General features: G+C 66.4%; 20 protein-coding genes. 11 read left to right on the top strand and 9 right to left on the bottom strand.

Annotated elements, in window-relative coordinates; translation table 11 throughout:
* Positions 1–15: 15 nt before the first annotated feature.
* Positions 16–705, top strand: a complete 690-nt coding sequence (gene pyrF, locus Q368_RS0100675) for an orotidine-5'-phosphate decarboxylase (RefSeq protein WP_029456808.1) — start codon at positions 16–18, stop codon at positions 703–705.
* Positions 706–810: 105 nt separating this feature from the next.
* Here pyrF and Q368_RS0100670 read toward each other — a convergent pair whose 3' ends face one another.
* From Q368_RS0100670 to Q368_RS0100660, 3 genes are all read right to left on the bottom strand, one after another.
* Entirely contained in the window at positions 811–1,065 is a 255-nt protein-coding gene (locus Q368_RS0100670) for a hypothetical protein (RefSeq protein ID WP_029456807.1), read from the bottom strand.
* A gap of 180 nt (positions 1,066–1,245) precedes the next feature.
* Positions 1,246–1,887 (bottom strand): XTP/dITP diphosphatase, encoded by a 642-nt coding sequence (locus Q368_RS0100665; protein WP_029456806.1) that lies wholly within the window; start codon positions 1,885–1,887, stop codon positions 1,246–1,248.
* Positions 1,887–3,368 carry a two-component system sensor histidine kinase NtrB gene (locus Q368_RS0100660; RefSeq protein ID WP_029456805.1) on the bottom strand — a complete coding sequence of 494 codons (1,482 nt, stop codon included), beginning with the start codon at positions 3,366–3,368 and terminating at the stop codon, positions 1,887–1,889. Before Q368_RS0100660 ends, Q368_RS0100665 begins: the two co-directional genes overlap by 1 nt.
* Before the next feature lie 96 nt (positions 3,369–3,464).
* Here Q368_RS0100660 and rimO point away from each other — a divergent pair, with 96 nt between their 5' ends.
* The 5 genes from rimO (at position 3,465) to Q368_RS0100635 (ending at position 10,278) form a co-directional block, all read left to right on the top strand.
* Complete coding sequence (gene rimO / locus Q368_RS0100655; RefSeq protein WP_029456804.1) at positions 3,465–4,763, top strand: 30S ribosomal protein S12 methylthiotransferase RimO; 1,299 nt, start codon at positions 3,465–3,467, stop codon at positions 4,761–4,763.
* Between the two features lie 33 nt (positions 4,764–4,796).
* On the top strand, positions 4,797–6,371 hold the full coding sequence (locus Q368_RS0100650; RefSeq protein WP_029456803.1) for a glycosyltransferase family protein: 1,575 nt from the start codon (positions 4,797–4,799) through the stop codon (positions 6,369–6,371).
* A gap of 149 nt (positions 6,372–6,520) precedes the next feature.
* The gene (locus tag Q368_RS0100645) at positions 6,521–8,251 is read left to right on the top strand and encodes a 30S ribosomal protein S1 (protein WP_029456802.1); all 1,731 of its coding nucleotides are present in this window, start codon (positions 6,521–6,523) and stop codon (positions 8,249–8,251) included.
* Entirely contained in the window at positions 8,238–9,176 is a 939-nt protein-coding gene (sppA, locus tag Q368_RS0100640) for a signal peptide peptidase SppA (protein ID WP_029456801.1), read from the top strand. Before Q368_RS0100645 ends, sppA begins: the two co-directional genes overlap by 14 nt.
* Before the next feature lie 223 nt (positions 9,177–9,399).
* Positions 9,400–10,278: a fumarylacetoacetate hydrolase family protein gene (locus Q368_RS0100635; RefSeq protein WP_029456800.1), complete on the top strand. Its 879-nt coding sequence runs from the start codon at positions 9,400–9,402 to the stop codon at positions 10,276–10,278.
* Positions 10,279–10,442: 164 nt separating this feature from the next.
* Here the strand turns inward: Q368_RS0100635 and Q368_RS0100630 are convergent, their stop codons facing one another.
* Positions 10,443–11,372, bottom strand: coding sequence for a LysM peptidoglycan-binding domain-containing protein (locus Q368_RS0100630; protein ID WP_029456799.1), 930 nt, complete (start codon positions 11,370–11,372; stop codon positions 10,443–10,445).
* Positions 11,373–11,448: 76 nt separating this feature from the next.
* Entirely contained in the window at positions 11,449–12,486 is a 1,038-nt protein-coding gene (locus tag Q368_RS0100625; RefSeq protein ID WP_029456798.1) for an OmpA family protein, read from the bottom strand.
* Between the two features lie 348 nt (positions 12,487–12,834).
* On the opposite strand from Q368_RS0100625, the gene Q368_RS0100620 reads away from it, so the two are divergent.
* On the top strand, positions 12,835–15,741 hold the full coding sequence (locus Q368_RS0100620; protein ID WP_029456797.1) for an insulinase family protein: 2,907 nt from the start codon (positions 12,835–12,837) through the stop codon (positions 15,739–15,741).
* A gap of 517 nt (positions 15,742–16,258) precedes the next feature.
* On the opposite strand, the gene Q368_RS0100615 is transcribed toward Q368_RS0100620, so the two are convergent.
* On the bottom strand, positions 16,259–16,822 hold the full coding sequence (locus Q368_RS0100615) for a type I restriction enzyme HsdR N-terminal domain-containing protein (protein WP_029456796.1): 564 nt from the start codon (positions 16,820–16,822) through the stop codon (positions 16,259–16,261).
* A gap of 210 nt (positions 16,823–17,032) precedes the next feature.
* Between Q368_RS0100615 and Q368_RS0100610 the strand changes: the two genes are divergently transcribed.
* Positions 17,033–18,520 carry a dynamin family protein gene (locus Q368_RS0100610; protein WP_052359950.1) on the top strand — a complete coding sequence of 496 codons (1,488 nt, stop codon included), beginning with the start codon at positions 17,033–17,035 and terminating at the stop codon, positions 18,518–18,520.
* 79 nt (positions 18,521–18,599) lie between these two features.
* Entirely contained in the window at positions 18,600–19,745 is a 1,146-nt protein-coding gene (locus Q368_RS0100605; protein ID WP_029456794.1) for a pyridoxal phosphate-dependent aminotransferase, read from the top strand.
* A gap of 21 nt (positions 19,746–19,766) precedes the next feature.
* Here Q368_RS0100605 and Q368_RS0100600 read toward each other — a convergent pair whose 3' ends face one another.
* The 3 genes from Q368_RS0100600 to Q368_RS0100590 all read right to left on the bottom strand — a co-directional run bounded on the left by Q368_RS0100600 (position 19,767) and on the right by Q368_RS0100590 (position 21,761).
* A complete protein-coding gene (locus tag Q368_RS0100600) occupies positions 19,767–19,976 on the bottom strand; it encodes a dual CXXC motif small (seleno)protein (RefSeq protein ID WP_029456793.1) in 210 nt (69 codons plus the stop codon).
* Positions 19,977–19,985: 9 nt separating this feature from the next.
* Positions 19,986–20,969 (bottom strand): HD-GYP domain-containing protein, encoded by a 984-nt coding sequence (locus Q368_RS0100595; protein ID WP_029456792.1) that lies wholly within the window; start codon positions 20,967–20,969, stop codon positions 19,986–19,988.
* Between the two features lie 72 nt (positions 20,970–21,041).
* Positions 21,042–21,761 (bottom strand): 2-phosphosulfolactate phosphatase, encoded by a 720-nt coding sequence (locus Q368_RS0100590; RefSeq protein WP_029456791.1) that lies wholly within the window; start codon positions 21,759–21,761, stop codon positions 21,042–21,044.
* A gap of 146 nt (positions 21,762–21,907) precedes the next feature.
* On the opposite strand from Q368_RS0100590, the gene Q368_RS0100585 reads away from it, so the two are divergent.
* On the top strand, positions 21,908–22,123 hold the full coding sequence (locus Q368_RS0100585) for a hypothetical protein (RefSeq protein ID WP_029456790.1): 216 nt from the start codon (positions 21,908–21,910) through the stop codon (positions 22,121–22,123).
* Positions 22,124–22,161: 38 nt separating this feature from the next.
* Complete coding sequence (gene proB, locus Q368_RS0100580) at positions 22,162–23,313, top strand: glutamate 5-kinase (RefSeq protein ID WP_029456789.1); 1,152 nt, start codon at positions 22,162–22,164, stop codon at positions 23,311–23,313.
* The last annotated feature ends 39 nt before the right edge of the window (positions 23,314–23,352 follow it).

Genomic DNA, 23,352 nt, shown 5'->3' with positions numbered 1-23,352 from the left:
GGAGGTCCTCCGCCTATGCCGCAATCCGCAATCCGCGACGAACGCCTCATCGTCGCCCTGGACGTACCGACGGCCGCCGCCGCCCTGGAACTGGCCGACAGGCTCGCGCCGCACGTGGATTTTTTCAAGGTCGGGCTGCAACTGTTCCTGGAGGCGGGCTTCGCCGTGTGCGACGCGCTTTGCGCCCGGGGCCACAAGGTCATGCTGGACCTCAAGTTCCACGATATCCCGCAGACGGTCTCCCTGGCCGTCAGCCAGCTCGCCGGGCACGACATCGCCCTGGCCACGGTCCACGGCTATCCGCAGGTGGTGGAAGCGGCGGCGAAAGCCAAGGGCAACACCAAGATCCTGGCCGTCACGGTGTTGACGAGCCTCGGGTCCGACGAACTCCAGCAAACCGGCTTCGCCGGGAGCCTCGCCGACCTCGTGCGGCTGCGCGCCGTGACCTCCCTTGCCGCCGGGGCCGACGGCGTCGTCTGCTCGCCGCTCGAAACCGCGCTTTTGCGCAAGAACCTGGGCGCGAAACCGGTCATCGCCACCCCGGGCATCCGGCCTCTGGACAGCGTCCGCGATGACCAGACCCGCACCGCCACGCCCAAGGCCGCCGTCGCCGCCGGCGCGGACCACATCATCGTCGGCCGACCCATCACCAAAGCTCCCGACCCCGCCGCCGCCGCCCGCGATATTTTATTGGAGATAGGATAGGGGAGGAGAAAGCGAGAGGCTCGGGGGGCGGTAACCCCTTTTTTAAAAGGGTTTTTCGCCCCACGAGCCCCCCACCTTCCCCAAAAACTATTAAAGGGGGAGGGGTTATTTGCTGTTGGTTGTGGGGGCGGGGTTGCCGAGGGCGGCGAGGGCGGCGTCCCATTCCTGGGGGGCGCAAAGATCCTGTTCGATGATTTCGTAGAATTCCCCGGAGCCCAGGCGCAGCCCCTGGTTGTCGGGGTGTTTGCGTTTGAGCCAGGTGGGCGCCTCCCGGGCTTCGTTTTCGCCGTCGGCCGTGAAGAATACCAGGGGAACCCGTCCTTCGCCGCCGCACTTGTATAGCAGATACGACTTGGTCATGGCGTTTCTCCCTTTTATGCGGCCTTCGCCGCTGGCGCCCGTGATCGCGGAATGTGCCCCGACGCGCCGTGCACCGACCGTCTCTCTCCTCCGCTTGCAGCCCCCCCTCGGGGAGGTCCAGGAGGGGGTCACCCCCTCCTGGCCGCCGGAGGCTTCTTCCTTCCCATCTCCCTTCTTCCCTCAACCTTCTCCCGCCGCAACCTCCGTCCACCCCGTCCGCCACTTCTCCACGAGGGCGGCCAGGGCCTTGCCGCGGTGGCTGCGGCCGTTTTTCTCGGCCGGCGTCAGTTCGGCGGCGGTTTTCCCGGCTTGCGGGTCGAAAAAGAGCGGATCGTAGCCGAAGCCGCCGCCGCCCGCGGGTTCGGCGGCGACGCGGCCTTCCCAGGTCCCTTCGGCCACGAGTTCCCGGTCGTCGGGGCTTGCGGCGACGACGACGGAGACGAAACGGCAGGTGCGGTCGCGTTCGGGCACCAGGGCCATGGCGGCCAGGAGCTTGGCGTTGTTGGCGTCGTCGGTGGCGTTCTCGCCGGAGAAGCGGGCGGAGTAGACGCCGGGCGCGCCGGAGAGGGCATCCACGCACAGGCCGGAGTCGTCGGCGAGGCTGATGCGGCCCGTGGCGCGGCAGACGGCCCGGGCCTTGATGCGGGCGTTTTCCAAAAAAGTCGCCCCGGTTTCGGGGATTTCGCCGATTTCAGGGTAGGCGTCGAGGCCTTGGACGGAAAGTCCAAGCGGCGCAAGCAGCGCGTGCAGTTCCTTGATTTTCCCGGCGTTTCTGGTGGCGAGCACGACGACATGCGGCTCGGATGCGGACGATGGGCCCATCATACCTCCTCGGGCGCGAGATCGAGAGAGGGCGGCAGGGACAGGGTGACGACGACGCCGTTTCCCGGCGTGCTGACGAGTTCCACCGTGCCGCCCAGATCCTCCACGATTTTCTTGGTCATGGCCAGCCCCAGGCCGGCGCGTTTGTCGCGGGTGGTGAAAAAGGGGTTGAAGACGTTTTCCAGGATGTCCGGGGCGATGCCCGGCCCGTCGTCGGTCACGGAAAGGCGCACGCGGCCGTCCTCCAAGGTGGTGGACACGGTGACGTTGCCGCCGTGGGGCATGGCTTCCATGGCATTCTTGAGGCAGTTGAGCAGGCATTGGGACAGGGTGTCGGGATCGCCGCGGGCCATGGGCGCATCGGGCGACAGGTCGAGGGTCAGGCGTATGCCTTGCGCTTCCATGGCGAGACGCATGAGCGCGGTGGTCCGTTTGGCCACGTCGCCGAGGTCCGCCTCGCCGGGCTTGGCGCTGACGGGGCGGGAGAAATTGATGATGTCCTTGAGGATGTCGTCGAGGCGTTTGGATTCCTGGAGGATGATCGAGGCCTTTTCGCGGCTGGCCTCGCCCAGGTCCTTGGCGCGCAAGAGCGCGTTGGCGAAGCCGGCGATGGCGAAGAGCGGATTTCGTATCTCGTGGGAGATGAACATGGACAGTTCGCCGATGGCGGCCAGGCGTTCGGATTTTTGCAGGCGGCGTTCCAGGAAGACGTCCTGGGTTACGTCGCGGCGTACCACGGCCATGTGGTCGGACCGTCCGTCCGGTCCAGGGGCGGGGTAGAAGGTGGTGCGGAAGTAGCGCAGCCGGCCACGCCGGTCGATGCGCGAGTTTTCCCGGTCGGCCCGGCGGCCGGCGGCCAGGGCCTCGCGTACGGGCGAGCGGCCTTCGGGCCCGGGCTTGTCCAGGTCCGGGAAATCGGGAAAGGCTTCCGCTGCCGCGAGCCCGGCCAGGGCCTCGCGGGGGCGGCCCAGCCGCGCCGACAGCCGGGCGTTGGCGTCGCAGAGCCGGGCGTCGGGGCCGAGCAGGGCGATTTCGTCGTCCATGCGGTCGAGCACGGTGGCGAGCAGCCGCCGGGCCCGGGCCATGTCCGGCCGGCAGGCATGAGGGCAGGCGGCGTGTACGAGGAGTTCCAGGAGCAGGGTGGCGTCCTCGAAGGGGTAACAGCGCCACCCCTGGGGCAGGGGGCCGGGCGGGGCGGCATCCGCGGCGATGCAGAAAAGCAGTCCCGGCGCGTCGGAAGCGAGCATGGACGCCGGGTCGTCGTGCCAGTCGATGCCCATTTCCCGGGCTGCGCGGGCAGCCGTGGCCACGGCGGAACCGCTGTCCCCGTTGCGCGCGGGCGCGGCGGCCAGTCTCGCGCCGGCCAGGGTGTCGCCGGGGCCGTCGATGCCGGCCTGGCGCAACAGTTCGAAGCAGTCGAGCAGGGCTCGGCCGTCGCCGAAAAGACACAGGCGGGGCGGCAGGTCGCGGTCTTGATGCATGGCCCCTCCGGGCCGGCCGCTGCCGGCGGTTTTGCCATTGGCAGACGCCCATGGTAGCTCGGGGCGAGACAGCCCGCAAGGATGGAAGACCGCATTATGCCAAAGACCTGCCGGGTGCACGCCATAAGCCTTGGCTGCCCGAAGAACCGTGTGGATACCGAAACCGCCCTGGGCGGCCTGCCGTTTTCCCATGTGCTGGTGGACGCGCCGGAAAAGGCCGACCTCGTGGTCATCAACACCTGCGCCTTCATCGCTCCGGCGGTGGAGGAGTCCGTGAACGTGATCCTGGAGACCGCCGAAGCGCTGCGCGCGCTTTCGCCCCGGCCTAAGCTCGCGGTCATGGGCTGCCTGCCGGCGCGCTTCGGCGAGGAGCTGCGCAAGGGCATGCCCGAGGTGGACATCTGGGGCACGCCCTCGGAGCTCGACGCCCTTCCCGGGCGGCTGGCCGAGGCGCTTGGCGAGACGCCTGCCGCGCCCATGGGCCGCATCGCCAGCACGCCGCCGTCGTACGCCTACCTCAAGATCGCCGAAGGCTGCGACCACGCCTGCCGCTACTGCACCATCCCGTCCCTGCGCGGCGGGCTCGTCAGCCGCCCTGCGGAGAGCCTCGTCGCCGAGGCCCGGGGCCTGCTCGAGCGGGGCGCGTCGGAACTCGTGCTGGTGGCCCAGGACGTCACGGCCTACGGCCGCGACCTTGGCATGCGGGAAGGGCTCAAGCAGTTGCTGGAAAAGCTCCTGCCGCTTACCGGGCTCAAGTGGCTGCGCCTGCTCTACCTCTACCCTTCCGGCGTCACCGAATCGCTCCTTTCCTTCCTGGCCGGGGCCGGACGGCCGTTTTTGCCCTATTTCGACATTCCCTTCCAGCACGTGCATCCCGAAGTGCTCGCGGCCATGGCCCGGCCCAAATCCGCGGCGGCGGAGGCCGTCGTCGAGCGGGTGCGGCGGCACTTCCCGGAGGCGGCCCTGCGCTCGACCTTCATCGTGGGCCTGCCCGGCGAGAAAAAGGAGCATTTCCAGGCCTTGCTCGATTTCGTCGCCCGCGCGCGGCTCCACCACCTGGGCGTTTTCCCCTACCACCGCGAGGAGGGCACGGCGGCCGCGTCCATGGCCGGGCAGGTGCGCCGCGACGTGAAGGAACGCCGCGTGGAGACGGTCATGGCCGTCCAGCGCGAAATCAGCGCGGACATCCTGGAAACGTACGTGGGCACGGACCAGGAGGTGTTGGTGGATGCGGCCCACGGCGAATGGCCGGGGCTGCACCTGGGCCGCTGCTGGTTCCAGGCTCCGGAGATCGACGGCGTGACCTACGTGAGCGGCCCGGGCGTCGCGCCCGGCGCCATGGTCGCGGCGACCGTGGAAGAGGCCAAGGACTACGACCTGGTGGCGCTGGCCTGAAGACGTCCGTCGGGTCCCGGCAAGGTGCAAGCGATGCGCATCGCCTATTCCGGCATGTTTCTGGGCGAAGGCCTGCGCGGCCTCGGGCACGAGGTCGTCCCGCTGCCCCTGCGCCAGGACAGCGCCTTCGACGAGCTGGTTGCCGCGACCTGCCCCGCGCCGGACCTCGTGCTGCTGGAACTGTGGGGCAAGGCCGCGCTGCCGCCGCGCATGCACGAAAGCCGCTGCCGCATCGCCGCCTACTGCATTGACACGCCGCTCAACGAATTCTGGATGCGCCACCTGCTCGCCCTGTGCGACGACGTGTTCGTGGACCAGCGGGCGAGCGTCGCGTCGCTTGCCCCGTACGGCATCGCGGCATCATGGCTGCCGCTTTGCGCCCTCGAGGACGATTTCGTGCCGCAGCGTCCAAAGGAGCATTTCCTGACGTTCGTCGGCCGCACGACCGTCCATCGCGGCAAGCGGCAAAACCTGCTGCGGCTCTTGCAAAAGCATTTTCCCCTCGTCGTAAAGGAGCGCGTGACGCGCCGGGAAATGCAGGAACTCTTCGCACGCTCCCAGGTCGTGCTCAACGAAAATCTCTTCAGCGGCCTCACGCTGCGCGTGTTCCAGGCCCTGGCCTCGGGCTCGGTCCTATTGACCGAGGCCGGCGGGGACGGCGTGGACGCGCATTTCACCAACGGCGAACACCTTGTCACTTTCGACGCCGAAAACGTCCTGGACATCCTGGCCGACATGCAACGCGACAGGGACCACTACGAGGCAATCGCCAGGCGCGGCCGGGAGCGCTGCCGGGAAGTCCACACGAGCCGGGCGCGGGCCGGGGAATTTCTCGCACGCATCGCCAAAGGCCCGGGCAATCCGCGGCGCAGCGACGCGCGCCGGCGCATCGCCGCGGCCAATGCCGGCTATTTCCACGCCCTGCGCCACGGCGGACTCTACAACGACGCGGTGCGCACCCTGGCCGAGGCCGTGGAGGCAGGCGACGCGGGCGCGCCCGAGGCCGCCCATACCCTGGGCAGCATCCGGGCCCGGCGCGGCGATGCCGATGCGGCGCGTCCGCTTCTGGCCCTGGCCGCGGGCCTGCCCGGGACCGAAGGCTTCGTTGCCGCCGCCAAGCTGGCGCTGACGTTTCTTTATGCGGGCGACGCGGCCGAGGCCGCGCGCATCGTGCGCGCGGCGCTGCCGCTCTTGCCCGAGGCCGCGTGCGCCGGGGCCGTGCCCGACCCCGCCCGCGAGACCCGGCCGGGGCAGGCGCTTTTTCTTTTCCTGGCCGGCGCGCTCCTTGGCGCGGGACGCGTGTTCGACCTGGGCTTTCTCAAGCCCGGCCTCGAACGCTACCCGGACGGCGCCTTCGAATACGCCCGGCTCGCCTGGGAGGAGGCGCGCACGGACAGGGCGCTCGACATGGTCATCGCCTGCGCCGTGGCCAGCGGCACCGAGGCCGAGATCATGGACACGCTCAAGGCCGCCATCGCCGCGGGCATCGCCACGGACCGGCAGATCCTCTACGCCGCCGAACTGGCCCGACGCCTCTACGACGTGGACACGGCCCGGGCCATCACCGTGGCCTTTCGCCGGTCCATGGCGTTGCGCGCCCGGCGCTGACGAAAAGCGGCCTTCCTTTTTTATCCGCTTCGCCGTACGCCGCAAGAAGCGGCCGGGAACGGCCGGGATATAATGGTTGTGCCCTTCCGGGCTTTCTGCTACGACCAAAAATCCTTTTTACAGGGATAGATCGCGTTGGAGGTCAACTCATGGACAAAACCACGGAAATGAAAAACAACCCTAACATGGAGATGGAAGTCAACTTCGAAGCCGCGCTCGAAAATTACCTCAATGAGGATTTCGGCGACATGGAAGAGGGCTCCATCACCCAGGGTATCGTGGTCCGCATCGGCAAGGAACACGTCCTGGTGGACGTCAACTTCAAATCCGAGGGCCAGATCCCGGTCAACGAATTCCTTGACGCCGCCGGCGAACTCGAAGTCGGCGTCGGCGACCAGATCGACGTCTACGTCGTCTCCAAGAACGAATCCGAAGGCACCATCCACTTGTCCCGCGAACGGGCCAAGCGCATGCAGCTTTTTGATAAGCTCGAGGAAATCCAGGAAAAAAATGACGTCATTTCGGGTCGGATCGTGCGCCGCATCAAGGGCGGCTACACGGTCGACCTGGGCGGCGTCGAGGCGTTCCTGCCCGGCTCCCACGTCGACCTGCGCCCCGTGCCCGACATGGACGCCCTGGTCGGCCAGGAGTTCGAATTCCGCGTGCTCAAGATCAACCGCCGCCGCAGCAACGTCATCGTTTCCCGGCGGGTGCTCCTCGAAGAACGGCGCGATTCCATGCGCAAGGACCTGCTCAAGACCCTCGAGGAGGGCCAGGTCGTCACCGGGCGCGTGAAGAACATCACCGAGTACGGCGTCTTCGTCGATCTCGGCGGCCTCGACGGGCTCATGCACATCACCGACATGTCCTGGAAGCGCATCAAGCATCCCAAAGAGCTGGTGCACCTCGGCGACGAACTGGAATTGAAGGTGCTGTCCTTCGACCAGGAGAAGCAGAAGGTTTCCCTGGGCATGAAACAGCTTGTCTCCGACCCCTGGGAGAACATCGCCGGCAAGTACCCCGAGGGCACGCGCCTGGCCGGCAAGGTGACCAACCTGGTCGACTACGGCGCATTCGTCGAGCTCGAGGCCGGTGTCGAGGGCCTGGTGCACATCTCCGAGATGTCCTGGACCCGCAAGCTGCGCCACCCGAGCCAGATGGTCCATGTGGGCGACGAGGTCGAGGTCGTGGTCCTGTCCGTCGATCCGGACAAGAAGCGCATCTCGCTCGGCATGAAGCAGGTGCGCCCCAACCCCTGGGACATCGTGGCCGAGAAGTACCCCGAGGGCACCATCCTTGAGGGTTCGGTGAAGAACATCACCGAATTCGGCATCTTCATCGGCATCGAGGACGGCATCGACGGACTGATCCACGTCTCCGACATCTCCTGGACCAAGAAGGTCCGCCACCCCGGCGAGATGTTCAAGAGCGGCGACACCGTCATGGCCAAGGTCCTGACCGTGGACAAGGAGAACGAGAAGTTCACCCTCGGCATCAAGCAGCTCTCCGAGGATCCCTGGACCCGCGTGCCCGACACCTACCCGGTCGGCGCCATGGTCAAGGGCACCGTGACCAACATCACGGACTTCGGCCTCTTCGTCGAGGTCGAGGAGGGCATCGAGGGACTGGTCCACGTTTCTGAGATCAGCCGGAAGAAGGTCAAGACCCCGGCCGAGCTGTACAAGGAAGGGGACGAGATCGAAGCCAAGGTCATCCACGTCAGCGCCGACGAACGCCGCCTGGGCCTGTCCATCAAGTCCATCAAGGACGAAGAGGACAAGCGCAAGTCCAAGGAGTTCCGCACCGCCGGGCCTTCGGACACCGGCAGCAACCTCGGCGAACTGCTGCGCCAGAAGTTGGAAGAGGATGCCCAGCGCTAACGATTCCTTTGCTCAAAGGCGGCCCGGCCTGTTCGGGTTGCTTGTCGCCGTGGCGGCCGTGATCCTCGTCGTGGGGGTTGCGGCCGCCCTCGGCGTTTGGGGAGACGACGACGGCGCGCGGTTGCTCGGCCCGTCGTCCGCGCGCATCGGCGTGGTGCGCATCGAAGGCACGATCACCGACGCCGAAAAGACCGTGGATTTCATCCGTGAACTGCGCGAAGACGATTCCGTCAAGGGCGTGGTACTGCGCATCAATTCCCCGGGCGGCGCGTTCGGCCCCTCCCAGGAAATCTACATGGCGGTCAAAAAGCTCGGGCGCAAAAAAACCGTGGTGGCTTCCTTTTCCGCCGTGGCCGCCTCCGGCGGCTACTACGCCGCCTGTCCGGCGAGCCGAATTTTCGCCAATCCCGGCACCATCACCGGGAGCATCGGCGTCATGTCGCAGATGGCCAACGTGACGGAACTCATGCAGAAGCTCGGCGTCAGTTTCGAGTCCCTGACCACAGGCAAACTCAAGGACGCCGGCAGTCCGTTCAAGCCGCTTTCGCCCGAGCAGCGCGCCTACCTCGAAGGGCTCATCAACGACCTCAACAAGCAATTTTCCGGTGACGTCGCCAAGGAGCGCAAGCTCTCGCCCCAGTCCATCGCCGCCATTGCCGACGCCCGCGCCATGACCGGGGCCAGGGCCAAGGAACTGGGACTTGTGGACGAACTGGGTGGCCTGGAAGACGCCATCGACTCCGTCAAGGCGCAAACGGGGCTCAAAGGCGACGTGCCGCAGCTTTCCGGTCCCAAGAAGAAAAGCGGGGTGCTGGGGCTTTTTTCCTCAGCCGCGCAAACGCCCGACCTGCGCGCCGCGGTGTTGTCCTGGCTTCTGTCCGGACTTGGCGGCGCTTCCGAAGCGCAGACCCTGCCGCTGCCCTAGGCACCACGTCCTTTGGCGCTCTCCGCCCGTTTCCCGGACGTTTCGCCTTTCGAGTCCTTATCTCCCGGCTTGTACGAAAATGCCCTGTGCGTTGCCTCTGCGGCGTTTGCGACCCATTCTGACGCAACAGGCTTGCAGCACTGCAATGCCAGTGTCCTTGCCGCTTCTTGACGCCCCCCGCCTCTCCCTTTTAGTGTGGATTGCAAGTGGATAGGGAGGTCGCATGCGCCTTGTCACGTTTGCACATACCTCGGGACCACGCATTGGCGTGCGCCTGGGCGATGTCCTCGTCGATCTGGCCCTGGCCGCGCCCGGGCTTCCCACGAGCATGAAAGCGCTCCTTGCCCTGGGCGATGCCGGGCTGCAGGCCGCTGCCGAGGCTGCGGCCGCGGCCGGGACCGGCTGCCAGGCGCGTTTTTCCGCCGTCCGGCTGCTGCCACCCGTGCCTGACCCGGACAAGATCCTGTGTGTGGGCCTCAATTACGTGGACCACGCCATCGAGGTCGATCAGAAGAACCTGCCCGAACATCCGGTTTTTTTCGCGCGCATGGCGTCGACGCTCGTGGGGCACGACGCGCCGCTCGTGCGTCCTCTCGTCTCGCGCATGCTCGATTACGAAGGCGAGGTCGCCGCCGTGATCGGCATCGGCGGACGCAACATCCCCCGCGATGCTGCGCTTGCGCATATCGCCGGCTATGCGCTTTTCAACGAAGCTTCGGTGCGCGACTACCAGTTCCGCACCAGCCAGTGGTTTCTCGGCAAGAATTTCGACGCTACCGGTGCGTTCGGCCCCGAGCTCTGCACCACCGACGAGCTGCCACCCGGCGCGTGCGGCCTGCGCCTGAGCACCACCGTCAACGGCGAGGTCATGCAGGAGGCGTCCACTTCCGACATGCTCTTTCCCATCGAGATGCTCGTGGCGACGCTGTCCGAAGCCATGACCCTGTCCCCAGGCGACGTGATCGTCACCGGCACGCCGTCAGGCGTGGGCTTCGCCCTGACGCCGCCGCGCTACCTCAAACCCGGCGATATGGTGGAGGTGGCGCTCGAGGGCTACGGCGTGTTGCGCAATCCGGTCATGGACGCCGGCAGTCACTCTTGAACACAGCCCGCTGAATCCTTCGCATTGTTGTCGGAGAGACGCGGCGCCGCTTCCTGCCCAGTCGTCCGGCGAATGCTGCTCCCCCCCTTGCTCTTTCCGCGATTCCCCAAAAAAAACGCCTCCCAGGCAAGCCTGGGAGGCGTTCGTATGTTGCGGATGCTCTGCTAGCGCCAGGCTTTTTTCTGGCCTGAATAGCTGAAGATTTCGCGGATGGCCTCATCCTTGGAGGTGTACGGACCGGCCAGCGCGGCCTGCTTGGTCGGCGCTTCGCAAGTGTAGACGCGCTGCATGTAGGTGATATGGCCCACATACGGCGTATGCTCGTACTCGACTTTCTTGACCTCCGCGCCCAGGGACTCGCGGACGATCACGCGGTAGGTGGCTTCCCAGTGGTCGCCGACCTTTTTGATCTTCTTGTTGGTCACGGTGCCGACGCCGAGGCGGTCGAGTTCGTCCACCCATTTCCTGGCGTAGGTCAGGAATTCGTCACGGATGTTTTGCGGCACATTGGTGCTGTTGGTGATGACGCCCGTCTTGCCGAACGAGGCGCGCATCTTGTCGTCCACCTCGATAGTGGGCGCAGGTGCGGGCGCGGGCTCGAACTTGCCCTTCTTTCCCTTTTTCCCCTTGACCGGCGTGGAGTCGTCCACGCCCGGGTCCAGCACTTCCCCACGCTTGGCGGCCTTGCGGGCCGAAGCATCGGCTTTGGCCTCCACGGGCATGGGCTCGGGCTTGGCTTGCGCGGCCTTTGCGGTTGTGGGGGCTGCGGCTGCTGCGGGAGCTGCGGCGAGAGCCTTGGCGGGGGGGGTAGGGGCGGTTTTGCCGGGAATCTTGAGCGTCTGGCCGGCCTTGAGCCTCTTGGCGTCGGCCAGGCCGTTGGCGGCCATCAGATCCTTGGATGTGATGGAAAATTTCTTGGCGATCGCAGCCACGGAGTCGCCCTTCTGGACCTTGTATTCCAGGGGCTTGGGCTCTTCGATCTGAAGCGAGGGAGCCGGTCCGTCCGCGCGGTAGACATTGAGCCCGGCCCAGGCGGAGCCGGGTGCGGCCAACAGGAGGAAGACGAGAGCGGCGAGGGTTTTAGCGCTTGGCATCAGGCACTCCGTGCAAAATACAAGGCCAGACGCCCCCGAAGGGGCGTCTGGCCAGGGAGACGGCGGACCGTCCCGCTTACATGCTCTTGAACTTGATCACGCACCGGCGGTTCAGGGCGCGACCCTGAGCGGTCTTGTTGGTGGCGACCGGATCGGACTCGCCGAAGCTGATGGTCTCGATGCGGCTGGCGTCGATGCCCTTCTTCACGAAGAAGGACTTGACGGAGTCGGCGCGGCGCTGACCGAGCTTCATGTTGTACTGTTCGGTACCGATGCTGTCGGTGTGGCCTTCGAGGATGACCTTCATGCCGGGCTTGGACTTGATGATGGCGGTGCCTTCCTCAAGAACGGGCACGAATTCGGGCTTGATGTTGTACTTGTCGAAGTCGAAGTAGATGCTGCGGAAGACGACGATTTCGTCCTCGATCCACTCGTACAGGGCGCACTCGAGGAACTTCTCGCGGGCGGCCTCGTTGCGGAGCAGCTCTTCGCCGAGCTCGATGCAGTTGCACTTGCCCATGGCGGCGATGGCCTTCAGCACCTGCTGGCCATGCTTGCTGTCGGACAGGTCGACGATGTAGAAGCACAGGTTGTCGCCGTACTTGGCCTTCAGGGACTGGGCAACGGCGACGGGGTCGACGCCGCAGTTGGAGTCGCCGTCAGAGAAAATGAACACGCCGGTCTTGCCGGACAGGGTGGAGATGGGCAGCTTGTCCAGGTCTTCCAGGCCCTTGCCCATGGGGGTCATGCGGCCGTAGACGCTGTAGTCTGTCTGGATCTTTTCGATGGCGGCAGCCATGGTGGCCTGGCTGTACGGAGCCATCGCGGCGTACTCTTTGTACGGGGCGAAGGTGTACAGGCCGGCCTTGTAGCCGAGCTCGGGGGTCATCTTGTTGAGCTCACGGGCCAGGGACTTGGCCATCATGATCTTGGAGACGCCGCCGAACTGGACATAGCGCTGCCCCTTGTAGGAGAACGCCATGGAGCTCGAATGGTCGATGAAATAAATAAAGTTGTCGACCTTCGGCACCTGCTTCTTCGCCATGGCCGGGCCGCTGAAGCCCAGCAGCAGGGCGACCACGGCCACCAGCAACACTTGCAGTTTCTTGTTCATAACTCCCTCCTCGGAGCAGTGAATGAGATTCACCTTTGCCAAAAAAAACACCCTCTTCAATCGTCAACGGGCCGGCCGCCCCACAAGGGGAAGACGACCCACCTCGCAAAAATCACCTGAAATCATTAACGAATTCAAGCATTCCTGCAAGGTCCCTCTGTTCTCCGGTTAAAGATATAGTGCTTTTTGCAAGCCAGCGCAAGAGGATGCGCTTCTTCTCCCCTGCCAATCCGGTCGGGACCTTTGACCGGACACGGGGCCACTCTAGCAAATTTCTCCCAAATGTGTAGAAAAAAAATGACCGCGCCAAAACGCGCCGCAGCATTGAAAAAAACAGCAGGAGCAACAATGTCCGGAAAATACGGATTCACGGTCCTTTGCGACGAGGACCTCGCCGAATACGCCGCCAGGGCCGTCCTGTGCCGCCACGACCGCACCGGGGCGCAAGTCCTCTCCCTTTCCCTCGACGACGCCAACAAGGTCTTCGGCGTCAGCTTCCGCACGCCGCCGGCCAACTCCACCGGCGTGCCCCACATCCTCGAACACTCGGTCCTGTGCGGCTCGCGCAAGTACCCCGTCAAGGAGCCTTTCGTCGAACTGCTCAAGGGATCGCTGCAAACCTTTCTCAACGCCTTCACTTACCCGGACAAGACCTGCTACCCCGTGGCCTCGACCAACCTCCGGGATTTCTACAACCTCGTCGACGTCTATCTCGACGCGGTGTTCTACCCGCGCATCCCGCCGCACATCTTCCAGCAGGAAGGCTGGCACTACGAATTCACCGACGCCGGCGAACTCATCCGCAGCGGCGTGGTCTTCAACGAAATGAAGGGCGTCTATTCCTCGCCCGACGCCGTGCTCGGCGAATTCTCCCAGCGCCTGCTCTTCCCCGACACCGCCTACGGCCTGGATTCCGGCGGCGATCCCACCGTCATCCCGGCCCTGACCTACGAGGAATTCAAGGCCTTCCACGAAACCTACTACCATCCGTCCAACGCCCGGGCCTTCTTCTCCGGCGACGACGACCCCGACGAGCGCCTGCGCATCCTCGCCGACTACTTCGACCGCTTCGCCGCCCGGCCCGTGGATTCCCACGTCGCCCTGCAAAAGACCTTCAGCGCCCCGGCCTCCAGGGAGATGCCCTACGCCGCGGCCCCGGGACAGGCCGAGCGCGCTTTCGTCACCGTCAACTGGCTGCTGCCCGACACCGCCGACCAGGATACGGTGCTGCTCTTCGACGTCCTCGAACACGTGCTCATCGGCCTGCCCACCTCGCCGCTGCGCAAGGCGCTCCTGGACAGCGGCCTGGGCGAAGACCTCGCCGGCACGGGCCTGGAAACCGAACTGCGCCAGATGTTTTTCTCCGTGGGCCTCAAGGGCATCAAGCCCGGCACCTCCGTCGACGTCGAGGGCGTGATCAACGGCACGCTCACCTGGCTGGCCGATTCCGGCCTGCCCGCCGACGCCGTGGAGGCCGGGGTCAACGCGTTGGAGTTTTCGCTTCGCGAAAACAACACAGGCTCGTTTCCGCGCGGGCTGTCCATGATGCTGCGCGCGCTCACCACCTGGCTCCACGACGGCGATCCCCTCGCCCCGCTGCGCTTTTCCGGGCCGCTACAGCGCCTCAAGAAACGCCTCGCCGCCGGCGAACGCGTGCTCGAGAACGCCATCCAGACGTGGCTTATCGACAATCCCCACCGGGTTACGCTGATTCTCACGCCCGACACGGAACTCGACACCAAGCGCCTGGAAGAAGAAAAAAAGGAACTGGCGGGCGTGGCCGCCGGCCTCGACGAGGCCGGCAAGCAGGCCATCGTCGCCGGCCAGGAGGAACTGCGCCGCCTGCAGGAAACCCCGGACGCGCCCGAAGACCTGGCCAAGATCCCGAGCTTGGCCGTCAAGGACCTGCCCACACAGGAAACGCCCATTCCCCAGCGCGCCTATGACCGCGCGCAGACGTCCCTCTACTGCCATCCCCTGGAAACCGCCGGCATCGCCTACCTCGACCTCGCCTTTCCCCTGGCCGGCGTGCCGGACGCGCTCGTGCCGCTCGTGCCGCTCTTCGGCCGGGCGCTGCTCGAACTCGGCACGGACAAAAGCGACGCCATCACCCTGACCCGGCGCATCGCCGCCAAGACCGGCGGCATCGCGCGGGAGGCCCTGGTCGCCTCCCGCTACGGCGAAGGCCCGGACGACGCGGCTGCGCGGCTCGTGCTGCGCGGCAAGGCCACGGTGGAAAAAACCACGGAATTCCTGGATATCCTGCGGGAAATCATCGCGGGTACGGATTTCGGCAACAAGGAACGCTTCGCCCAGATGGCCCTTGAGGCCAAATCCCGCCTGGAACGCCGCATGGCCCCGGCCGGCCACGCCACGGCGGGCGCGCGGCTGCGCGCCCGCTACTCCCTGGCCGGCAACCTGGGCGAACGCCTGCGCGGCATCAGCCAGCTGCTCTTCCTGCGCGAACTCGTCGCGCGCATCGAAGCGGACTACGACGGCGTGCGTGCCGACCTCGAAACCCTGCGCGACGTCGTGCTCACGCGAAACGGTGCCGTCGTCGGCCTGACCGCCTCGCCGTCCGACCTCGACGGCCTGGAAGCCGCCGTGGCCGGACTCCTCGACGACCTGCCCGAAGCCGCGCCCCCGGCGCAAACCTGGAACCGCATCGCCGTGCCCGCCGCCGAAGGCGTGGCCATCCCGGCACAGGTGCACTACGTGGGCGTGGGCCTCGACCTCACCGGCACGGGCTGGACCTTTGACGGGGCCGACCTCGTGGCCGCGCGCTACCTGCGCATGGCCTACCTCTGGGACCGCGTGCGCGTGCGCGGCGGGGCCTACGGCGCGTTCTGCTCCCTGGACCGCATCGCCGGCCAGGCCGTGTTCGTCTCCTACCGCGACCCCAATACCGACGCCACCATCGAAGCCTTCCGCGCCGCCGGCCGCTACCTCATGGAGACCGAACTGCACGAAGCCGAAATGGAACGGGCCATCATCGGCGCCATCGGCGACATCGACAGCCATATGCTGCCCGACGCCAAAGGCCATGTGGCCATGGTGCGCCGCCTCGTCAACGACACCTCCGAAATCCGCGCCACGACCCGCGCCCAGGTGCTCGGCGCGAAACAGGCCCGCTTCCGGGAATTCGGCGAAGCCCTGAACAAGGCCGCCGAAAACCCCGCCATCGTCGTCCTCGGGCCGTCCACCTCCCTGGATGCCCTCGGGGTCGAAGGACTCACCCGAACCGACGTGCTGTAGAGGGCTGGGGCTTTGCCCCAGGCCCCACCAGGGCGTTGCCCTGGACCCATTGGGGCTCTGCCCCAAACCCCGCCGGGGGGAGTCACTCCCCCCGGTCCCCCTGTCAGGCGTCGTGGCGCGGGACGGGCCGCGGGCACCGGAGAGGCGGGGGCAGGCGGAACGAAGACGGGGCCGGAATTTTCCCTGCCGCTGCCGCCGCTGTCGCGGCAGGCTCGGCAGGGAAATTCCGGCCCCAGGCCGTCGCCCCTTCGGGGCGAGGTATAATGAAATTTTACAGACCCAATTTCTGAAAATGCGGCGCTTCGCCGCTGGCGCCCGTGGTCTCGGGATTTCGGGCAACGTGCTGGCCGGCTTTGCGGCCTGCGGGTTGCCCGAAATCCCGAGACCACATGGTCCGACGCACCGCGCACCGACCGCCTTTCCATCCGCCTACCACTCCCCCGTCGGGGAGGTCCGGGAGGCGCCGGAGGCATCTTTCTCTTCCTCCTCCCTCCTTCGCCTTTCTCCTTTCTCCCCTTCACCCCCTGGCCTTGGGCCGGCATGCGCCTTGGCAGCAGCCGTCGGCGAGGAATTCGCTGTAGGCGAACAGGATACGGCGTTCGCGGTTGAGCGCTTCCTCGGAGAGGACGGGGATGGGGGCGTGCAGGGCTTGCGCTTGTTCCCAGGAGGGGATGCCGCGCATGCCACGTCCGAGTTCGCGTCCCGTGGCGGCTTCGAGGAGCACGGCGTCGTGGGTGTCGGTGACGAGGACGAGGGGGACGCCGCCCTGGCCGTTTTGGAAGACACGGGCGGCGGCGAGGGCTTCACGCATGTAGGAGCCGGGTTCGCCGGAGCAGAAGATGACGAAGAGCAGCGGGTTGCCGGCGGCGTCCGTGGCGTAGAGGTCGATCATGCGCGTGTATTCCGACCCGTCCACGGGGAAGCAGACTCCGCTCCTGGAGGCCAGGCGATCCTTGGGGTAGCCTTTTTCCTCCACGAGCATGCGGGCGAGGGCTTGGCGGAATTCCTCGTAGGAGGTTTCGGCGATTTCCTCGCCGGTCAGGTAGTCGCGAATGACGTTGCCGAGCGATTCCTCATGCATGGCGGGTTCCTTGTCGCGGCGTTTAGCTGCCTGTCGTAGCCGGGGCGGCCGGCGCGGGCGTTTCTTCCGGGGATAGCGGCAAGGCGCGCGCGACGGCAAGGGGTATGGGGGGAAGAAACGGATGTTTCCTGCCGGTTACGGCCAAGGCCCTTCTCGACGAAGCTCGAAGTATTGGATAGATAGGGCCATTCTTCATTGGCGGGGGGGCGCATGGAAGACGGTAGACTGAGCGACAGACTGGCCAGCCTCAAGGAACACCTGCAACTGGAAAATCCGCTTCTGGTGGAAGCGGTGGGCAGTTTCGGCAAGCTCGACAAGGTGTGCCGGGGCATCGGGCTTCTCGGCAACGACCAATCCACGATTTCCCAGATCGCCTGGTGGCCGCTCATTTCCGTGCTGGGGCCGTTTTCCGCCGGCAAATCCACCTTCATCAATTATTATCTCGGCACGCCCGTGCAGCAGACCGGTTCCCACGCCGTGGACGACAAGTTCACGGTCATCTGCTACAATGCGGCCGGCGAATCGCGCGTGCTGCCCGGCACGGCGCTCAATGCCGATCTGCGGTTTCCGTTTTACAAGATGAGCGAGGAGCTGGAGAAGGTAGAGCCCGGCGAGGGCGGCCGCATCGACTCCTATATTCGCCTCAAGACCAGCCCCAGCGACAAGCTGCGGGGGCTCATCCTCATCGACTCCCCGGGCTTCGACGCCGACGCCCAGCGCACCTCGACGCTGCGCATCACGAATTACATCATGGACCTGTCCGACCTCGTGCTGGTCCTGTTCGACGCCCGCCGTCCCGAACCCGGGGCCATGCGCGACACGCTCACCCACCTCGTGGCCGCGACGATCAACCGCCGCGACTCCAACAAGTTCATCTACATCCTCAACCAGATGGACATCGCCGCCCGGGAGGACAACCCCGAGGAGGTGGTGGGGGCGTGGCAGCGGGCTCTGGCCCAGCAGGGGCTCACGGCCGGGAAGTTCTACCGCATCTACGCGCCCACGGCCGCGGTGCCCATTCCCGACGAGGCGCTCCGCCAGCGGTTCGAGGCCAAGCGCGACGCGGACATGGCCGCCATCCACAACCGCATGAACCAGGTGCGCGTGGAGCGGGCGTATCGCATCGTGGGCGAGCTCGAGAAGCTGGCCCGCGAGGTGGAGGACGTGCGCGTGCCCGAGGTGCGGGGCATGCTCATCCGCTGGCGCAAGGGCGTGGTGCGCCGCGACATGGCGCTGTTCGGGGCCTTGGCCTTCATCCTGGCGGCGGCCTACGTGCTGACCGGGCATCCCTTCACCTACGGCTTCGCGCCGGTCTGGATGGAGTGGGTGTTCGCAGAGTCCTGGCGGGCGATTCCCTTCCTGCTCCTGTGCCTGGGCGGCGGCTTCTGGCTGCATTCCCTGGCGCGCAAGTGGTCGGCCGCATCCGTGGCCCGGATGGTGGAGAAGGCCTATTCCCACGGTCCCGTGCGCGAGGGGCTGCTGCGCGCCCTGGCAAAAAACACCGCTCCCTGGCGTTCGATCTTCTGTTCCGAGCCGGCCGGCTGGGGCCAGAAGTACCGCAGGATCCTCTCCTCGGTCATCGCCGACAGCGAGAAGTTCATTCAGTCCTTAAACGACCGCTACGCCCATCCCTCGGGCGTCTGGCAGCAGCAGCCGGAGCCCAAGCCGCAGGCGCAGCCCGGGGCGGCCGGCGAATAGCCGGCTTGCACGTTTCCCCGCGCGGGCCCGCCGGCCGGGTCCGCGCCCCTTTCCCCACTCCCAACAGGAACCACGCCTCATGAATCCCGCTTGCAAGGACATCACGTCGTTTCTCGTCATGGACATCCTGGAACGCGCCCAGGCCATCGAGGCCGCAGGGAACCGCGTCATCCACCTGGAAATCGGCGAGCCGGACTTCGATATTCCCGACTGCGTCAAGGAAGCCGCGAAAAAGGCCGTGGCCGAGGGCCGTACGCACTACACGCACAGCCTCGGCGTGGTCGAGCTGCGCGAGTCCATTTGCCGGTTGTTCGCCGACGAATACGGTGTGGACGTGCATCCGGAGCGCATCCTGGTCACGGGCGGCACCTCGCCGGCCATGCTGCTCGCCTTCGGCGTGCTGGCCCGGCCCGGGGCGCACGTGCTGCTCACGGATCCGGCCTATGCCTGCTACCCCAACTTCCTGCGCTTTACCGGGATTACGCCGCGCTACGTGCCCGTGGCCGAAGAGGACGGTTTCCAGTTCACGCCGCAGGCCATCATGGACAACGTGGATGGGCTGACCGCCGGCATTCTGCTCAATTCCCCGGCCAACCCCACGGGAACGCTCACCCCGGACGCCACTTACGAGGCGGCCTGCGCCATGGGCGTGCCGGTGATTTCCGACGAGATCTACCACGGCCTGACGTACGGGGGGCGGGCGCGCTGCGCTCTGGAATTTTCCGACGACGCGTTGGTCTTAAACGGCTTTTCCAAGCGCTTCGCCATGACCGGCCTGCGCCTGGGCTATCTGATCGCGCCGCGCTCCATGATGGGGATTTTGCAGAAGCTCCAGCAGAACCTGTTCATCTGCGCGTCGTCGGTGGCGCAGTGGGCGGGCGTGGCCGCGCTTTCCGAGGAGGGCCTGGAAGCGGCCGAGGCCATGCGCCGGACCTACGACACGCGGCGCAAGGCGCTGCTCGCCGGGCTGACGAAGATGGGGCTCGCCCCGCGCACCGAGCCCACGGGCGCGTTCTACGTGTTCGTGCGCGCCGACCACCTGAACCCCGATTCGCTGGCCCTGGCCTACGACATCCTGGAGAAGGCGCATGTGGGCGTGACCCCGGGCATCGACTTCGGCCCGGGCGGCGAGGGGCACCTGCGCTTTTCCTACGCCAACTCCCTGGAGAACATCGAGGAAGGCCTGGACCGTCTCGGGCGCTACATCGCCACGCACTGCGGCTAGAGCCGCACGAGGACGCGCGCCCTACATGCGGTCGAGCGGCACGTTGGCGTAGACTTCGTCGAAGTCGTCGTCGAGCTGGTCCACGTAGTCGGCCGGGTCGAAGTCCCGGCCGCAGCCATGGCAGGTGAGCATGATGCGAAGGCAGGTGCGCTCGTAGGTGAGCTGCTTGCCGCAGCCCGGGCAGGCGACCTTGGTCTCCGTCGGCCGGAACTGGATGCGGGAAAAGGCCATTGTTGCTCCTTAAACCATGTTCGCGCCGCTTAGAATCATGACCAGACGCTTGTACACGTCCGGGTCGAAGGCGTCGATCATCTCGTCACGCATGAGCCGCAGCGCCTGGAAGGGCGGCATGGCGTCGGCATAGGGCCGTTTCGTGGTCAGGGCGTCGTAGACGTCGGCCACGCTCAGGGCCCGGACGCAGGGCGGGATGAGCTCACCGGCCAGGCCGCCCGGGTAGCCGCCGCCGTCCATGCGCTCGTGGTGCATGAGGATGCAGTGGCAGGCGGTCTGCGACAGCGGCACCTCCTGGCACAGGGCCATGCCCTTGGCCGGATGGGTGTTGATGACCTGCCGCTCCTCCGGGGTCAGGGGGCCGGGCTTGGACAGGATTTCGTTCGGAATGCGCGTCTTGCCGATGTCGTGCAGCAGCGCCCCGATGCCGGCCTGCACCTGCGTGTAGTCGTCGGCCTTCATGCTTTGCAGCAGGGCCGTGGTGTAGACGAAGACCTGCACGTTGTGGGTGTGCACGGAATAGTCGTGGGCGGCCAGGGCGGCGATGCGCTTGAGCGATTCGTCCATGGCCAGGAACTTGATGCTTTTCTCGACCAGCGCGACGATGCGGGCGTATTCCTTCTTGCCGATGCCCTTGGGCAGGCGCGTCTCGAACACCTCGCGCACCACGGCTTCGGAGGCGTTGTAGAGGACCTTGCAGCGCTCCTCCACTGGAATGAAATTGTCGGCAAGAATGTTGGGCAGGTGCTTTTCGATGTAGCGGTTGAAGTCGGGCCGTTGCTCCCCGCGAATGTAGACCTCGGTCACGCCCGCGTCATGCAGCTTTTGCCTGTGGCGCGGGGTGAACTGTTCGTTTTCCGCGGCGTAGAGGACGAAGTTGCCCGCCTGGCGGATGTAGACCCGAAATCTTCCCAGCGTTTGCGGGAAGATCATCAGGGGGGAAACCGCGAAATACATTTCTTCCCGCATGCTTGCCGTCGATTTATGCAGCATCGCCACGCCCCTGCGCTTGTCGCCTGATCCGCAGTCGTACGTCGAGTTGGTCGGTCGGTGTGTGGGAAAACATCAGGCGGTCGCCGGCGCGGCGTCCGGGGGAAGCGTTTTCCTGACCAGCGCCGGCCGGCCGTCGGACAGGCGTTCGGCTTCGAGGTAGAAGTCGAAGGCGTCGAGGTTCAGGCACAGGTCGAAGTCTTCTTCGGGCACGATGGCCGTTTCGCCGAAGAAGATTTCCGCCGTGGGGGCGTTTCGCAGGAAGTTCGGGATGGCCTCGAAGGCGTTGGGCACGCCCTGGAGCAGGTTGGCCAGGTACATGGCGCACAGCTTGTCTTCCGGCGCGTGGGAAACCCCGGCCTTGCCCATGGCCACGATGGACACCGTCTCCGGGGCGGCTGCGAACAGGGCCCTGGCCGTGGCCGTGACATTGGTGAAGGCGCAGGTCAGCACGCGTTCGGCAGAGGCCATGGCGGCGTAGAGTCCCCGCGTGCCGGCCGAGGTGGCGTGCACCAGGGTCTTGCCGGCAAGGTCCGCCGCCTGGATTTCGCTCGGCGAGTTGCCGAAATCGAAGCCCGGCAGTTTCAGGCAGTGCCGCTCGCCGGCGAGCAGCCAGTCGGGATGCGCGGCTTTGAGCGCATGGGCCTCTTCCACCGTGTCCACGGGTAAAATGCGGGTAACGCCTCCGGCAAAGGCGTAGCAGGCCACGGAACAGGCGCGGAACACGTCGATGACCACGGCCGTACCCGAGGCCTGCTCCGCGCCGCTTAAGAGCTCCAACATCTTGATGCGCACGACAATCCCTCCCGCCCGTTGCCATAACAGCGCGCGCGGACTTTGAAAAGCGGCGGCCTCGAGCCCGGCCGCCGCCGCCGCGCCTTGCCAGGAGCCGCCCGAGATCGTATGAAAAGGGCAGGCGTGATCGCGCCTGGAGATGCGGTATGAACACTGCCGACAACGCCTCGCCGCCCCTGTTGCCGGTCATCCCGGAATACAAATCCTGGACGGACAACGTCCAACAGGGGGTGGCCGCGGACAACGCCCGGGCCGATGCGTCCTTTGCAGGGACGCACGGGGCGCTGTCCGCGACGGAGGCTTCCCCCCGCCCGGCGATGCCCGAATCGCCCCGGGGCGTCCTCGCCGACGAGACGGCCTGAATCGGGCATCCCCGCGACAACAGGTTCAAGGAGGCTTCATGGCCGAGTGCGACTGGCGCGAAAGGCGCCGGCATGTCCTTTCCCAGGCCCGGCGGGTCGTGATCAAGGTCGGCAGTGCGGTGCTCGCCGGCGGTGCAGGCGTGGACGCGGCCGTGGTGGCCGGGCTGTCCGAACAGATCGCCGGGCTCGCCGCCGCCGGGCGCAAGGTGCTGCTGGTTTCGAGCGGCGCGGTGGCCGCCGGCCGCGAGGTGCTCGGCGACCGCTACGACCGCACGCTTTTGCCCCACAGGCAGGCCGCCTCGGCCATCGGCCAAAGCCGGCTCATGCACGCCTACGACCAGGAGTTCGCCCGCCACGGCCGCATCGCCGCCCAGGTGCTGCTCACCCGCGACGACCTGGACAACCGCGAACGCTACCTCAACCTGCGCAACACCCTGGCCACGCTTTTCGATCTCGGGGCCGTGCCCGTGATCAACGAAAACGACTCCGTGGCCGTCTCCGAATTGGTCTACGGCGACAACGACTGCCTGGGCGGGCTGCTTGTCGGGGCCATCGGCGCGGAAATTTTCGTCAATCTGACCTCGGCCCGGGGCGTGTTCGCCGAAAACCCGGACGAACACCCGGACGCCGTGCCCATGGAGGTCATCGAGGACATCGCCGGCCTCGACCTCGACGCCATGTGCGGGGCCAAGACGACGCTCGGCACGGGCGGCATGTATTCCAAGCTCCTGGCCGCCCGGCGCGTGGCCCAGCTCGGCGTGCCCACGCTGATCCTCGCCGGGCGCGACCCCGGGGCGCTGACGCGGGCCTTTGCCGGCGAAGCCGTGGGCACTTTCGTGCCGGCCGGGTGCAAGCCCATCCCCCGGCGCAAGTTCTGGCTGGCCTACCACCACGAGCCGCAGGGCACGCTGGTCGTGGACGACGGCGCGGTCAAGGCGCTTCGCGACAAGGGCAAGAGCCTGCTGCCCGCGGGCATCGTGGACGTGGCCGGCGATTTTGCCGTGGGCTCCATGGTGCGGGTGGCGTCCGTCGCCGGCGAGCACATCGGCGTGGGGCTTTCCAATTACGACGCCGCGGACATGCGCAAGATCATGGGGCTCAAAAGCTCGCGCATCGCCCAGGTGCTCGGCGAGGCGACCTACGCCGAGGCCGTGCATCGCGACAACCTGCTCCTCGACGCGGCCATTTGAGGGTTGAAGACCAGGGCGCTGCCCTGGACCCGCCGGGGG

The organism is Solidesulfovibrio alcoholivorans DSM 5433, from assembly GCF_000702665.1.
GTDB classification, from domain to species: Bacteria; Desulfobacterota; Desulfovibrionia; order Desulfovibrionales; family Desulfovibrionaceae; genus Solidesulfovibrio; species Solidesulfovibrio alcoholivorans.
The sequence above is the reverse complement of the archived record's forward strand: the minus strand, read 5'-3'. Positions and strand labels throughout refer to the sequence as shown.